The sequence below is a fragment of the Streptomyces sp. SA15 genome (assembly GCF_002291145.1).
GTDB lineage: Bacteria > Actinomycetota > Actinomycetes > Streptomycetales > Streptomycetaceae > Streptomyces.
On record NZ_NTGE01000197.1, the window covers coordinates 1 to 14,106 of the forward strand.

A 14,106-nucleotide genomic window follows, 5' to 3' on the forward strand; every position below is an offset into this window, starting at 1 on the left:
GGCCGGGCGTTCGCCCTCGCGCTGCGCGGCCGTCCGGCCGCGATCGGTCCGACGGTCCCGCTCGCCGAGGCCGCGCGGTCGCTGCACTGGGCCACCCGGGCGCTGGGGCTGATGGGGCTCGGGGTCCTCCCCCGGCAGGGCGTGGTGCGGTGTGCGGACCATCTCTCGACGCTGCTGCTGTACGGCGACGAGCCGCTGCTGGGCCAGTTGCAGGCGCGCGTCCTGTCCCCGCTCGACTCGGTCTCGGCGGGGCAGCGTCCGCGGCTCGCCGAGACGCTGCTGGCCTGGCTGCTCAGCGGCAGCAACGTCCCCGACGTCGCCGCCCGGCTGCACGTCCACCCGCAGACGGTCCGCTACCGGCTCCGGCAGCTGGAGAAGCTCTTCGGTGACGCCCTGCACGACCCGGACGCCCGCCTGGATCTCGTCCTCGCGCTGCGCGCCGAGGCATTGCGGGAGCAGGCGGGCAACCGATGAATCGGTCCGTGCGCCCCATACTCATGTGGGCACAAAAAGCTGCGGCAATTCCATAATCCCGTCCATAACACTCCGGAGGGAGACGCGAATACGTTCGGGACGTCCTTTTCACAGGCGCATCACGCGCCCCGCACGCGAAGGATTCCCATGCGTATCCGCTTATGCCTCGCCGCGCTCTCGCTGGTCGGCGGAGCCGGACTGGCCACCCTCTCGGCGCCCACGGCGTCGGCGGCCCCCTGCTCGGACATTGACGTTGTCGCGGCCCGCGGCACCTTCGAACCGGGCAGGCTCGGCCTGATAGTGGGCGATCCGGTGTTCTCCGCCCTGGAAAAGAAACTGACCGGAAAAACCCTTTCCAGCTATGCGGTGGACTATCCCGCCAATCTTTCCCTGACCTCGGCCGCGCAGGGCAACAGGGACCTGGTGAACCATGTCAATAGTCAGGCGGCGGCCTGCCCGAATCAGCGTTTCGTTCTGGTGGGCTATTCGCAGGGCGCGAATGTCGTCGACAATTCCATCGGCATCAGCAGCGCCGGCGCGGTGGTCGGCAGCCCGATCGTGGCCACCCTTCCCGCCGCGGTCGAACCGAAGGTCGCCGCGGTGCTGCTGTTCGGCAACCCGATCCGTGCTCTCGGCAAGAGCGTGACCGGCACGTACCAGAGCCGCACCTTCGACATCTGCGCCGAGGGCGACCCCGTCTGCGAGAACGGCGGTGGTGACACGGGAGCGCACCTCAGCTACCGGGACGACGCCGACGCGGCGGCCGCCTTCGCCGCGGGCAAGGTCTGAGCCGTACAAAGTCTGTGGGCCCGGGAGGATCTCCTCCCGGGCCCACGGCCGTGCGGGGACAGCTATTGGGGTGACCGTGCGAACCGGGCGAGGTTGGTGGACACGGGCTCGGGCCTGCCGTTGTTCTGTACGGGCGCCGCGGTCAGTACGTCGAGGTGCTGGTAGCCGTCGGCGACCACGGGGTTCAGGTCGGGCGGGACGCGGCCCGCCAGCAGGCCGTCGCCCGCGAGCACCGTGAGGGTCGGGTTGGCCTCGATGCCCTCGGGGTGGACGACGAGCCGCTTCACCTGGGGTGAGGTGGCGAGCTGGAGGTCGGTGACCAGCTTGGTGGGGAAGTACTGTTCGGTGAAGTCCAGCGGCAGCTCCGCCAGGCTGCGGGCCAGCTCCCGGATGTCGGTGACCTCCTTGCCGGCCGAGGTGAACGGCGTGCCGTCGGCCGACCGGTGGCCCGGGTCGTCGCGGTCGCCGACACGGTCGTAATCGCGCCAGGTGTACAGCGGTCCGTGGGGACGGTCGGGGATGGCCTTGTACTCGGTGCCGAACAGCCCCGGCTGCTGATCGCTGCCGTTGGCCGCGGGGAAGTTCTTGTCGGCGATCGGTCCGCCGTCGAAGAAGCCCACGCTGGTCTGCAGGAACGCCAGCGGTACGGAGTGGTCGTCCATCAGGGCTCCGAGCACGGCCGCGTTGGTGAGCCGGAAGTCCTTCACGCCGGGTGAGCCGGTGAGGAACGTGGCGGTGTCCTTGGAGAACAGGAAGCGGTTGGTGGCCTCGATGTTGACGCTGGAGGGCAGGTAGCGGGGCAGGTCGGCCTCGCCGTCGGCGTCTTGGAGGGTGCCCAGGCCGGCGATGGCGAGCAGGGTCATGGTCTCGGGGTTGAGCAGGACCGGCGCGGACAGGGAGCGCGGCAGCACTCCGGTGTCGAGGCCCCTCTGCACGGCGGCGTGACCGAGGCCGATGTCCGGCAGGTTGGTGTCGTCCGGGATGCTGCCGCTCAGGTCGGCCAGGGAGGTGGAGACGGTGGTGTCGAGGGCGAAGTAGCCGGCGCACTGGCGGTGTCCGGCGTCCGCGGTGGTGGTGCGGTCGCCGTCGAAGTCGGCGGTCGCGAAGTAGCCGGTGATCACGCCGCCCAGTGAGTGTCCGCCGCACAGCATCTTCTGCTTGCGCAACCCCTGGTCGGGTAACTCGGCGGTGAGCAGGTCGTATTCGTCGCGGACGGTCTGTTCGATGCCCAGCTCGGCCATCCAGCCCAGCCGGTCGTTGCCGACGAAGCCGTCGAAGGTCCGGCCGGCGACCTGCTTGTCCCGGTAGTAGTAGTCGACGGCCGTGTGCTGGTCGCCGGAGGCGATTCCGGTGCGGTCCTCCAGGCAGTTGGAGCGCCGGTCCAGGGCCCAGAACTCGATGTGCCTGCCCTGTTCGGCGGCCCGCGCCACGGTGTTGCGGGCGACGCTGTCGAACGCCCCGGCGCCCTCCAGGATGCCCGGCTGGGCGACGAGGATCCGGTCGGCGTCGGCCGACGCGTCCGGCCCGCCGGAGGAGCGGTAGCGCAGGTACGACAGCCAGTCGCACGCCTGCGGACGCGCCCCGAAGGACGCCGGCAGCGGCACCTTCACGCGCACCACCGACTCGCTCACCCCGTCGACCGGGGACGTCGACGCGACGGGCGTTTCCGTGCGCTCGTCCCGTGCCTGCGCGTCCGGGGCGGCGGCCGTGAGCCCGCCCGCGGTCAGCAGCGCCGCCAGCGCGGCGCATCGCCACGTTCTCACTCTGCTGCGACTCGTGTTCATAGCCGGACGGTAGGGCGAGGGCGACTTCCCGCTCAGGCGGTGCTCACAGGAACGCAGACCCCTCGGGATCCTTTGTCACCAGCCCACACAGAGCCTGCCCACACAGAGCCCGTGCGTCAGCGCAGCACGCTGAGCGCTCCGGGCAGCACCTTGGCGGTGACCGGGAGGACGGCCTCGACCTCGCCGTCGGCGCCGTAGGGCACCGCGCGGTCGGCCTCGATACGGATCTCCTTGCCGCGCAGGATGCGCACTTGGGGCCGGTGGACGTGGGCGCCTGTCCTGAGCTCGTTCATGAGGGCGAAGAACAGCCGGCGCGGCGCCTCGGCGATCATCACGATGTCCAGGAGGCCGTCGTCCATGCGGGCGTCGGGGGCTATGACGCGGCCCGAGCCGTAGTAGCCGGAGTTGGCGGCCACGACCGTGTAGCCGGTGTGCGGGTGTTCCACGCCGTCGACGGTGACCCGGTAGCGCGCGGGACGCCAGGTGGTGACGGCCCGCAGTCCGCCCGCGTAGTAGGAGGCGGTGCCGCGCAGGAGTTTCGCGGTGTTGGCGTGGCGGTTGGCGACCGCGTCGACACCGGCGTACACGCTGCCGAGGACGACCGTGCCGTCGTGCACGGCCGAGTGGAGCTCGATGGTGTCGACCGGGCTCGGTTCGTTGTGAAGCAGGATGCGGGCCAAGTCGGCCGGGGCGGTGGGCAGTCCGAGTGCCCGGGCGAAGTCGTTGCCGCGGCCCGCGGGGACGATGCCGAACAGCGTGCCGGTGCCGCTGAGGGCTCCCCCGACGCCCCCGGTGATGCCGTCGCCGCCGACTGCGAGTACCACCCGTCCCCGCTCCCCGGCGTGCCGGGCCAGTTCCTGGGCGTGGGTCAGGCTGCGGCTGTACTCGGTCTCGAGTGCGGCGCCGGCCTCCCGCAGCAGGCGCGCCACACCGAGCAGCGCCGCGGCTCCGGTGGATCCGCCCGCGGTGGGGTTGACGACGGCGGTGAACTGTCGCATCGGTGTGCCTCCGGGGCGGGCGGGGGGTGAGTCGTAGGGTGCGGGCGCGGGTTGAGGTCGTAGAGCGGGCGCCGGTTGAGTCGTACGGCGGGCAGGGTGAGAGTCAGTCCGCGGGGAGCAGGACACCGGGGTTGAGCAGCCCGGCCGGGTCCAGTCGCCGCTTGACGGCGCGCAGGGCCTCGACGCCGAGGGGGCCCGCTTCCCGGACGTACCAGTCCCGGTGGTCGGTGCCCACGCCGTGGTGATGGCTGATCGTGCCGCCCGCGGCGAGGATCGCCTCGCTCGCGGCGTGTTTGGCCCGTGTCCAGGGCGCCAGGGCGTCGTCGCCCTGGGCGCAGACCACCGTGAAGTACAGCGAGGCGCCGTTCTCGTAGACGTGGGAGATGTGGCACATGACCAGGGGCGGGGTGACGGCGCCGGTGAGCGTGGCGGTCAGCGCGTCGCGGACGGAGGCGTACAGCTCGGGGATCCGGGACCAGAAGGTCGCCGTCTCCAGCGTCTCGGCGAACGCCCCGGCGTCGAGCAGGGAGTCGCGCAGGTAAGGGGCGGAGTAGCGGCCTTGGGCCCAGCGCTGTCCCGGCTCCTCGCCCAGAGGGGTTCCGCCGCAGTCGCGCAGGACGGCCGCGGCACGGTTCCGGCGGTACGCGGTGTCCTCCTCCGTGCCCTCGAAGCCGGCGATCGCCGTGCATCCGGCGGCCTGCCGCGCGTCCAGGGAGCCGATGGCGTCGGGCCGGGCGAGGCCGATCAGCGTCTCGGTCTCGTCGGACAGCCGCAGGACGGTCGGCCGGGGTCCGTCCTGGGCGAGCCGGCGCAGGGCGGCGGCCCCCGCCTCGAAGGAGGCGAAGCGCCAGCCTTCGTAGACGCGGACCTGCGGGACGGGGCGGATCCGGACGGTCACGGAGGTGATCACGCCGAACGCCCCTTCGGAGCCGAGCACGAGCTGGCGCAGGTCGGGGCCGGCCGCCGTGCGCGGGGCACGGCCGGTGTCGAGGGTGCCCTCGGGTGTGGCGAGGGTGAGGTCCCAGCACCATCTCGGCATCCGGATACGGCCGTCGCGCGGCACCCACCTCGTGCTGCGCTCGGAGCACCTCGGCCCGCTGCCCACGGGACTGCACATCCCGGTCCCCGGGGAGAGCAACCGTTTCGTCCTCGTCCTGCCCCAGGGCGACGGCCGGGTCTACGCCGGGCTCACCGACGAACCCGTCGAGGGCGACATCCCGGACGTGCCGGAGGCACCCGAGACCGACATCGGCTTCCTGCTCGACGTGCTCGGCTGCGTCCTGGACATCCCGGTCCACCGCGGCGACGTCGTCGGGGCGTTCGCCGGGCTGCGCCCCCTGCTGGACACGACACCCGACGGTACGGCGGCCAGGACCGCCGACATCTCCCGCCGACACGCGGTGCTCACCTCGCCTGACGGTGTGATCACCGTGGTGGGCGGCAAGCTCACCACCTACCGGCGCATGGCCGAGGACGCCGTCGACGCCGCCGTCTCCGCCCGCCGCCTCCGCGCCGGGCCGTCTGCGACCGCCTCGCTCCCGCTCGTCGGCGCCGCAGCGCCCCACGTCCTCGGCGCCCTGCGGACGCCCGGCCGTCTGGTCCGGCGCTACGGCACCGAGGCACCGTCCGTCCACGCGCTCGGCACCCGCGACCCCCGCCTCGGCGAACCCGTGCTGCCGGGTCATCCGGTCACCCGCGCCGAACTCCTGTGGGCGGTACGCCACGAGGGGGCGCTCGACGCGGACGACCTGCTCGAGCGGCGCACCCGCATCGGGCTGGTGCCGGAGGACCGGGCGGAGGCGCTGGAGGTCGCGCGCGAGGTTGTGGGCGAGGTCTTGGCGGAGCGGGGCTGACGGCGGGGGCGGGGTGACGGACGACGGGCGGCCGGACGGGTGGCCTCCGGCCGCCAACGGGATGGCCTCCGGCTGCCGGCCGCTCAGGCGCCCGTGCGCCGGATCCGCCACACGTTGTCCTCGCGGAAGCCCTCGACCCCCTCCGGGGAAACGCTCTGCTTCCGGACCGTGTCCAGTGTTTCCACGCTCCAGCTCTCCTCCGGCAGCGCGAGTGCCGCCAGCGTGCCCTCCAGCGTGGGGAACTCGGCGTCGAAGGGCGGTTCGTCCTGCCACGACGGCCAGCCGGCGTGCATCACGATCAGCAGCGTGCCGCCCTGTGCCACGGCCGCGGCGGCCCGTCGTAGGGCTCCGTCCTGGTCCCAGGGCACCGGGGACTGCAGGAACTGAGCGCTGACCAGGTCGAAGGAGCCCTCCGGAAACGTCACGCCGAGCTCGTGCCGCTCCCACGAGATGCGGTCGCCCACACCGGCCTCGGCGGCGTGCCCGGCCGCGCGCTCCAGGGCCGTACGCGAGATGTCGACTCCCGTGACCCGCCAGCCTTGCGACGCCAGCCACACCGCGTCCGCCCCCTCGCCGCACCCCAGGTCGAGTGCCGTGCCGGGTTCGAGGCCCCTTACCTCGCGTACCAGCAGCGGATTGGGGCGGCCGCTCCAGATGCGCTCGACGCCCTGGTAGCGGGTCTCCCAGAACTCGGCGGCCTGGGTCGGTCGGATGTCGGTCATGGGCCCCTCCTGAACGGAACACGGCTGGTCGTGGACGGGTGCGGGCGAGCGTGAGACTCGTGCGTCCCGTTGCCAAGAAGCCTCCGCCGTGACAGGGCAGCGAGCAAACGAACTTGCCGCTACGGCAAACAAGTGGGGCCCGCCTCCCTTTCGGGCATTGGGCCCCACTCCGCCTGGGTGCGTCCTACTCCGGACCGGCGTGCCCCACGGCCGTCTGCACGTCCGCCTGTACCTCCTGCCGAGGCCGGCCCCGCTCCTTGGCGTACTCCGTCACCGCGGACTGGACGTCGCGGTCGAGGTCACGCCAGGCGCGCACCGCGGTCTCGTACGTCACCGTCTGCTGCTTGTTCCACTTGTGGGCGGCGGGCGGCCCGTACGTGTGGCGCAGCTCGGCGACGCGGTTGTGCGCCTGGTCCGCCGCCCGCTGCTTCGCCACGAGCTCGTCGAATACGTGTCCCACGTGAAGTGATGGTAGGCAGGGTGCCGCCGTTCCGCGCGTCGAGCGCTCGGCCGTACGCCGACCGGATCGGCCTCACTGGGAACCGCGCCTGGTGCGCCGGAGGAGGACGAAACCGGAGATCAGGAGGACCGCACCGGCGGCGGCCGGCCACAGCTGGGTGCCGGTGTCGGCGAGCCCGCCTCCCGTCGCCTGCGGTTCGGTCTGCGAACCGGCGGGAGACTCCGCGGCGGCGGCCGTGGCCGACGGGCTGCCGGCCTCGTCCGCCGGACCGTCGGCCTGGTCCCTCGTCCAGGCCTCGGGCGATGTCTCGGCGGCGCCTTGTGCGGGCGTGGGCGTGGCGTCGGCCTTGGGTTCGTCGGCGTCGGGTGCGGTGGGCGCGCCGTCGTCCGGCTTCGCCGGGGCCGGCGCGCTGGTCGCGGGGGCCACGGTCGGCTTGTCCGCGGAACCGGAACCGCCGGGCTTCTCGTCACCGCCGGGCTTCTCGCCGTCGTTCCCGCCGCCCGGGGCGTCGGGGGTCGGCTTCGGCTGCTCCTGGGGCTGCTCCGGCTCCTCATTGCCCGAGCCGTCGCCGCCGCCCTCGTTCGCGCCCGCGCCGCACCGGCGGCCGTCGTTGATGCAGTCGACCATGTCCCGCATGAGGGACTCGTCGAAGATGTTGATGAAGTCGCCGTGGTCGGTGACGGGCTTGTGCAGCTGCTCGGGGAAGGAGTCGACGGCGAACAGCGGAGTCGTCCGCCCGCCGTCCTTCAGGCTCGGCGCGTCGACGTCGTAGACGATGCGCTGGACCAGCTGCGGGATGGCCTTGAAGCCCTCGGGGCAGGAGCCGTCGGCCTGCGCGAACGCCACGTGCGTACGGTGGTTGGCGCTGTCGGCGTTGCGTCCGTCCCAGCAGCTCTGGAACTTGAAGGTGCGCACCACGTCGCTGCCCTGCGGACAGAGCGGGTACTTGTCCTTCAACTGCCGGTCCTCGAAGCCCGTGCAGCTCCAGGAGGCGTTGGCGTTGGCGGTTCCGTTGACGAACGCCTTGGCGTCGCCGGTGATGACGCGCAGCAGCCGGGGCATGGCCGTGACCTTGCTCCGCGGGTTGCCGACGAAGGTGAGGGTGACCGCCTTGGGCGTCACGATCTCGCCGACGTTGCCCTCGATGCCGCCTCCGGGGGCGTCGGCGTCCTGCTCCTGCGTGCCGTTCTGCAACCGCACGACAGGCCAGTAGTAGGAGGACTTGTCGCCCTGGTCCTGGCAGCTCGTGTCGCCGTTCGCCAGTTCCTGGTCGTCGGCGAAGGCGTTGTTGGCCTGGTTGCCGACGTAGTCGTGGAAGTGGTGGGCGCCGTTGGTGACACCGGGGGCGACGATCACGTTGTCCGAGTTGAACAGGCCGTTCTCGTTGACGCCGCAGTCGGTGACGAAGGTGCCGCGCGAGGCGTCCGCCCCGGGAGCGGGGCTCTGACCGGTGACCGGGGCGGTCTTGATGTCGGCGTAGTCGGCGGCGACGGGGCCGTTGCCCTGCGGCTGCTCCTGACCACCCTCGGCGTTGCCCGCCCCGTCCTGGGAGTTGTCCGCCTCGTCCTGGCCGCCGTTCGCGTCCTCGGACTGGTCGCCGTTCGCCTGGTCGCCGTCGGCCGCGTCGCCGTTCGCCGCGTCGACCTGGTCGCCGGTCGGGCGAAGTTCGCAGGCCGCCAAGGTGTCGAGGCCCTCCGGGCGCTCTCCCACCCGGTCGATGGCGGCGGCGATGCGCTCGATCGTCGCGGCGCGTTCCTCCTTCAGCGGATCGATGATCTCGCTGCCGACAGCACCGGAGTCGCCCTGCGCCGCCCGTGCCGGATCCCGCAACTGCCCGTACGCGTCCGCTATCTGCTGGTCGAGGAGCGCGAGGTCCTTGTCGACCTCCGCCCTCGCCCCCTGAGGCACCTCGGTCAACTCGGCCCCGACGTCGGGGCAGTCGATCGTCGCGGCTCCCGTGGTCCGGCCGGACTCCGCGTCGCCGGACTGCTGGGCCGACACGCCGCTGCCCGGGTCGCCTTCGGTCGCCGAGGCGTACACATTGGCCGCCACCAGCCCTCCACCGCCGAGCATCAGTGCCACTGCGGCAAAGGTCGCACGTTGTGTGCCTGTCGGGCGTCTGCGTCTATTGCGTCCCACGGAAGTACTCCTGCGCGTGTCGGGCCGTCCGAGCATGGAAATCCCCCGCCCCCATACGGAGGAGAGACCTCGCGTGTTCAAACGGCTCGGAAATTCACAGGAGTCTCTTACAAGCCCGGGCGCGGTCGACCGCGCCCGGGCTGCCGTTCCGGCGCCCTGAGCACGGAAAACGAGGTGCCGCGCACATGATCTCGTCCCTAGTCTTCCGCCATGAACAGCGAGGGAGCCGGGCGCCTGTTGAACGTCGTGGACGTCGAAGCCACCTGCTGGCCCGACTCGCCGCCCCCGGGCGTGGTCAGCGAGATCATCGAGATCGGATTGACCGTGGTCGACCTGGACGCCGCGGAGCGGGTCGGGCGCCACCGGATTCTGGTACGGCCCGTACGGTCCACGGTCGGCGCCTTCTGCACGGAGCTGACCGGTCTCACCCAGGACGAGGTCGAGGGCGGCGTGTCCTTCCCCGAGGCGTGCCGGCTGCTGGCGACGGAACACCGGTCGGGTGCCCGGCCTTGGGCGAGTTGGGGCGACTACGACCGTCACCAGTTCGTCCGGCAGTGCCGGGCCACGGGCACGCCGTACCCCTTCGGCCGGAGCCACACCAACGCCAAGGCGGTCTTCACCGAGGCACGCGGCCTGCGCAAACGCCCCGGGATGGCGCAGGCGTTGCGGATCGCGGGGCTGCCGCTCGAAGGGCGCCACCATCGCGGCGAGGACGATGCCTGGAACATCGCGGCCCTCGTCCTCCAACTGGCCGGGCGGGGCGGCTGGCCGCGCATGTGAGGTACGGCACTGCTGGTGGCCGAGTTGCAGGAGGGACGCGTTCGGTGCCCGGCGCGAGAAACGACACACGTTTACGCGGCGCGGAATCGGTCAGCCGACCGGGATGCCGCAGAGTGATCCCTCGACGAGTACCCGCGCAAGACACGCCGACCCGGCCAAGGAGGCGGGCGGCGCCGAACCGGCAGGGAACCGGGACGCGTTCTTCGACAACGCGAAGTACCTGGCCATCGTGCTGGTGGCGGTCGGGCACGCCTGGGAGCCGTTGCGCGCCGACAGCAAGGTCGTCACCGCGCTCTACACGACGGTGTACGCCTTCCACATGCCGGCGTTCATCATCATCGCCGGCTATTTCTCCCGCGGCTTCGACGCGGCCCCGAGGCGCATCCAGCGCCTGGTGACCGGCGTGGCCCTGCCGTATGTGATCTTCGAGGTCGCCTACACCCTGTTCACGAGGTGGAGCGACAACGTGCCGGACCGGCCGATCAGCGTGCTCGAACCGCTGTATCTGACGTGGTTCCTGGCGGCGTTGTTCATCTGGCGGCTGACCACCCCGTTGTGGCGGATCGTGCGCGGCCCGCTGCCGCTCGCGCTGGGCGTCGCGATGCTGGCCACCGTGTCGCCGGCCATCGGCGAGGACCTGGATCTGCAGCGGGCTCTGCAGTTCCTGCCGTACTTCGTGCTGGGTCTGTGTCTGAAACCGGAGCACTTCCAGCTGGTGCGGCATCGCACCGTGCGCGTCCTGGCCCTGCCGATTCTCGTGTCGGCTTTCGCCGTCGCCTACTGGTCGCGCCCGTACATGAGCCCCGCCTGGTTCTACCACCGCGACAGCGCCGAGCAGATCGGGGCGCCGGTGTGGGCCGGGCCCCTGATGACGCTCGCGGTCTTCGGCTGCTCCACGGTCCTGGTGATCTGTTTCCTCGCCCTGGTGCCCCGACGCCGCATGTGGTTCACGGCGCTCGGCGCGGGCACGCTGTACGGCTATCTGCTGCACGGCTTCGTCGTCCAGGGCGTCAAGCCCCTGCATGTGTACGACCACGCGTGGGTGCACGGTCCGGTGGGGGTGGCCGCCGTCTCGGTCGTGGCCGCCGTGGTCGTGACCTTGTTGTGCACCTCTGGGGTGCGCCGGGTCTTCCGGTTCGCGGTGGAGCCGAGGATGACGTGGTTCTTCCAGGGAGCGGCGGCCCGCCGTACGACAACGGCGTCGTCTCTGCAACGGCGTGTCGGTGTCGAATGAGCCCGTCCCCGTCGGGAACCCGGGGACGGCAGCAGGCACCCACATTCTGGAGAGGGTCATGAGTCTCTTGCGCTTGGTCGGCCGCCCCATGCTCGCCTCCATGTTCGTCTCCGGCGGCCTCAGCTCCCTTCTCGCGCCCGAAGAGGTGGCGCCCGCGGCCGAACCCGTCGTCCAACCGGTCACCGAACGCGTCGAGGCCCTGCCGGACCGCACCGAACAGCTCGTACGTCTCAACGGCGCCGTGCAGGTCGCGGCGGGCGTCCTGCTCGGCATCGGCCGGGTTCCCCGGGTGGCGGCCCTGGCCATCGCCGCCACCCTCGTCCCCACCACGCTGGCCGGGCACCGCTTCTGGGAGGCCGAGGATCCGGAGGAGCGGGCCCAGCAGCGCATCCACTTCCTGAAGAATCTCTCGATGCTCGGCGGCCTGCTCATCGCGGCCGACGACACCGCCGGCCACCCCTCCTTGTGGTGGCGCGGCCGGCACACCGCCCATGACCTGCGGCGCGAGGCGAACCTGGTACGCCGCTCGGTGCATGCCACCGCACGGCCCGCCGCCGCTGCCGGACGCCTGCGGGCGCGCCTGCCCGCCTGACCGCCCTGGCCAGGGCGGCCGATGGGCCGCAGGGGGTAGGGCCGCAGGGGTACGTCAGACGGTGTGCCCCTGCGCCGTCAGCCAGCGGTGGATCTTCTCCTTGTCCGCGGGAGTGATCCGGACGGGACCCTCGACGTGCCGGCCCTCGTCCTCGTTGAAGCCCGTGTCGGTGACCCGGGCGGTGACCCAGTGGGCCAGGTTCTCCGCGGCCTCGTCCGAGAGCAGGCCCCGCTCCCATCCGGCGCGGGCCTCGCGGGCCGCGGAGCTGTCGTGCCGTGCGGTCTCCTCCAGCCAGACCGGTGCGAGCCGCTCGACGACCGAGCGCTCCTCGGACGAAACCGGCTGCTGCTGATGCCTGTGTTCCATGAGGCACGAGTGCCCGGAAATCAGCCGGAAGTGATGCACTGCGCCTTCCGTACGGCGTTCGTGTCGAAGCCGGAGCACCGGGTACTCGGGCCTCCGTCACGGCCCTTCGACCAGGGAAGCCCTGCTACGGACCGGGCGACGGGCCGGCCAGGAAAGGGGGCAGCGGTGACGCAGCACGCCGATGACCACGCACTCGACCAGCACGCCGGCGTCGCGGAGCTGCGTCTGGCCTCGGGAGACCCCCAGCTCGTCCCGCAGAACGAGGCACTCGCGGAGGATCTGCCCCTGGACCGCAACCAGGCCATCCTGCAGGCCACCAAGCAGGTCGCCTCGATCCTGAAGCGGAAGGGTCACGCCTTCGCCCTCGCCGGCAGCGTCGCCGTGTACGCCCACGGCGGCACCCAGAACCTCCAGCACGACGTCGACTTCTGCTTCCGGCCCGAGGACGCGGAAGCCGTCACCGAGACGCTCCGCGAGGCCGGCCTGCCGGTGTACGCGCCACCGGAGGACTGGCTGCTCAAGGCCAACTGCCTCGGACAGCAGGTCGACCTGATCTTCGAACTGGCCCACCAGCCGGTCACGACGGAACTGCTGGCGCGGGCCGAGGAGCTGTCGGTCGACTCGGTCTTCATGCCGGTCCTGTCGCCGACCGACCTGGTGCACAGCCTCGTGGCCGCCTTCTCCGAGCACCACTGCGACTTCGGGGCGGTTCTGCCCATCGCCCGCACGCTGCGGGAGAAGGTCGACTGGGACGCCGTACGCCATGCCTGTGGGGACGCCCCGATGCCCGACGCGTTCTTCTACTTCCTGGAGCGGCTGGAGATCATTCCACCGAGGCCGAGGGAGTCGAGGCCGAAGGAGAAGCAGTGATGACCGAGCCCGTCGCGGACCACGCGGGCACAGCCGGCGACGCCGCCGGCACGGCCGAGAACGCCGAATACCGTGTCGCCCACCTGCGCGACCGGCTGGCCGCGGAGGAACTCGGCGAGCTGGGCGTACGGGCCGAGGTGCGGGCCGGCGCGGTCGTGGTGACCGGCACGGTCCCCTCGGAGCAGTGCCGCGAGACGCTGCTGCGGACCGTCCACGAGGCGCTGGCCGGGCTCGCCGTGCACACCGATGTCGTGGTGGCGGACAACGCCTCCCCCGACCATGCGGAGGACCTGCCATGATCCGCGTCGCCGCCGTGGGGGACATCCACATGGGGCCCGACACCCAGGGTCGGCTGCGGCCCGCCTTCGAGACCCTGCACGACCGTGCCGACCTGTTGCTGCTGGCCGGCGACCTCACCCGCCACGGCACGCCGGAGGAGGCGCGGGTGGTGGCCCAGGAGGTACGGGGGCTGCCGGTGCCGGTCGTGGCGGTGCTCGGCAACCACGACCACCACGACGAGCAGCCCGACAAGGTCACCGGCATCCTCCAGGAGGCGGGCGTGACGGTGCTGGAGGGCGAGGGCACGGTGGTGGAGTGCGACGGAACACGCGTCGGCATCGCCGGCACCAAGGGCTTCGGCGGCGGGTTCGTCGGACGCAGCGCCGGAGAGTTCGGCGAGCCGCTGATGAAGGCGTTCGTCCGCTACACCCGGCGCAGCGCGGACGGACTGCGCGCCGCATTGGAGGAACTGGACCGGCAAGGCTGCGCGCTACGGATCGCGCTCACCCACTTCTCCCCTGTCGCCGACACTCTCGCCGGTGAGCCGCCGGAGATCTACCCGTTCCTCGGCAGCTACCTGCTGGCCGAGGCGATCGACATGGCCGGCGCCGACCTGTCCGTCCACGGCCACGCCCACATGGGCTCGGAGCACGGGATGACGGCGGGTGGCGTACGGGTGCGGAACGTGGCCCAGCCGGTCATCCGGCGGGCGTTCAACGTGTACCAGCTGCACATCGACACGGAGATCGACACCGGCTGACGCCGC

The 14,106-nt window shown here is 71.8% G+C and carries 14 protein-coding genes and 2 pseudogenes; 9 read left to right on the plus strand and 7 right to left on the minus strand.

The genetic code is table 11. The features are described from left to right. Together CLM62_RS41905 and CLM62_RS41910 are read left to right on the plus strand one after the other, a co-directional pair. Positions 1-474: CdaR family transcriptional regulator (locus CLM62_RS41905; RefSeq protein ID WP_179382457.1), on the plus strand; the 474-nt coding region annotated here is incomplete at its 5' end. Positions 475-621: 147 nt separating this feature from the next. After that, positions 622-1,263, plus strand: coding sequence for a cutinase family protein (locus tag CLM62_RS41910; RefSeq protein ID WP_095755131.1), 642 nt, complete (start codon positions 622-624; stop codon positions 1,261-1,263). A 62-nt stretch (positions 1,264-1,325) separates the two neighbouring features. Here CLM62_RS41910 and CLM62_RS41915 read toward each other — a convergent pair whose 3' ends face one another. The 3 genes and pseudogenes from CLM62_RS41915 to CLM62_RS41925 form a co-directional block, all read right to left on the minus strand. After that, the gene (locus CLM62_RS41915; RefSeq protein WP_095755132.1) at positions 1,326-3,047 is read right to left on the minus strand and encodes a hypothetical protein; all 1,722 of its coding nucleotides are present in this window, start codon (positions 3,045-3,047) and stop codon (positions 1,326-1,328) included. Positions 3,048-3,163: 116 nt separating this feature from the next. Further along, positions 3,164-4,045: a YegS/Rv2252/BmrU family lipid kinase gene (locus tag CLM62_RS41920; RefSeq protein WP_095755133.1), complete on the minus strand. Its 882-nt coding sequence runs from the start codon at positions 4,043-4,045 to the stop codon at positions 3,164-3,166. A gap of 103 nt (positions 4,046-4,148) precedes the next feature. Then, positions 4,149-5,079: pseudogene (locus tag CLM62_RS41925) on the minus strand (FAD-binding oxidoreductase); the annotation flags it as partial. Between CLM62_RS41925 and CLM62_RS41930 the strand changes: the two are divergent. Further along, positions 5,080-5,898: pseudogene (locus tag CLM62_RS41930) on the plus strand (FAD-dependent oxidoreductase); the annotation flags it as partial. Between the two features lie 83 nt (positions 5,899-5,981). Here CLM62_RS41930 and CLM62_RS41935 read toward each other — a convergent pair. The 3 genes from CLM62_RS41935 to CLM62_RS41945 form a co-directional block, all read right to left on the minus strand. Further along, positions 5,982-6,620, minus strand: a complete 639-nt coding sequence (locus CLM62_RS41935; RefSeq protein WP_095755135.1) for a cyclopropane-fatty-acyl-phospholipid synthase family protein — start codon at positions 6,618-6,620, stop codon at positions 5,982-5,984. Between the two features lie 184 nt (positions 6,621-6,804). Next, positions 6,805-7,080 (minus strand): hypothetical protein, encoded by a 276-nt coding sequence (locus CLM62_RS41940; RefSeq protein WP_095755136.1) that lies wholly within the window; start codon positions 7,078-7,080, stop codon positions 6,805-6,807. Between the two features lie 72 nt (positions 7,081-7,152). Then, positions 7,153-9,153 (minus strand): DUF1996 domain-containing protein, encoded by a 2,001-nt coding sequence (locus tag CLM62_RS41945; RefSeq protein WP_257004426.1) that lies wholly within the window; start codon positions 9,151-9,153, stop codon positions 7,153-7,155. A gap of 276 nt (positions 9,154-9,429) precedes the next feature. Between CLM62_RS41945 and CLM62_RS41950 the strand changes: the two genes are divergently transcribed. From CLM62_RS41950 to CLM62_RS41960, 3 genes are all read left to right on the plus strand, one after another. Beyond that, the gene (locus CLM62_RS41950) at positions 9,430-9,999 is read left to right on the plus strand and encodes a 3'-5' exonuclease (RefSeq protein WP_095755138.1); all 570 of its coding nucleotides are present in this window, start codon (positions 9,430-9,432) and stop codon (positions 9,997-9,999) included. A gap of 103 nt (positions 10,000-10,102) precedes the next feature. Then, positions 10,103-11,233: an acyltransferase family protein gene (locus tag CLM62_RS41955; RefSeq protein ID WP_095755139.1), complete on the plus strand. Its 1,131-nt coding sequence runs from the start codon at positions 10,103-10,105 to the stop codon at positions 11,231-11,233. A 58-nt stretch (positions 11,234-11,291) separates the two neighbouring features. Then, a complete protein-coding gene (locus CLM62_RS41960) occupies positions 11,292-11,825 on the plus strand; it encodes a DoxX family protein (protein ID WP_095755140.1) in 534 nt (177 codons plus the stop codon). 54 nt (positions 11,826-11,879) lie between these two features. Here the strand turns inward: CLM62_RS41960 and CLM62_RS41965 are convergent, their stop codons facing one another. Beyond that, positions 11,880-12,191, minus strand: coding sequence for a hypothetical protein (locus CLM62_RS41965; RefSeq protein ID WP_095755380.1), 312 nt, complete (start codon positions 12,189-12,191; stop codon positions 11,880-11,882). Between the two features lie 165 nt (positions 12,192-12,356). Between CLM62_RS41965 and CLM62_RS41970 the strand changes: the two genes are divergently transcribed. Genes CLM62_RS41970 through CLM62_RS41980 form a run of 3 tightly spaced genes read left to right on the plus strand, consistent with a single transcriptional unit; the run spans position 12,357 to position 14,100 of the window. Further along, a complete protein-coding gene (locus tag CLM62_RS41970; RefSeq protein WP_095755141.1) occupies positions 12,357-13,061 on the plus strand; it encodes a nucleotidyltransferase domain-containing protein in 705 nt (234 codons plus the stop codon). Beyond that, positions 13,061-13,360 (plus strand): BON domain-containing protein, encoded by a 300-nt coding sequence (locus CLM62_RS41975; protein WP_095755142.1) that lies wholly within the window; start codon positions 13,061-13,063, stop codon positions 13,358-13,360. Before CLM62_RS41970 ends, CLM62_RS41975 begins: the two co-directional genes overlap by 1 nt. Then, positions 13,357-14,100, plus strand: coding sequence for a metallophosphoesterase (locus tag CLM62_RS41980; RefSeq protein ID WP_095755143.1), 744 nt, complete (start codon positions 13,357-13,359; stop codon positions 14,098-14,100). Before CLM62_RS41975 ends, CLM62_RS41980 begins: the two co-directional genes overlap by 4 nt. The last annotated feature ends 6 nt before the right edge of the window (positions 14,101-14,106 follow it).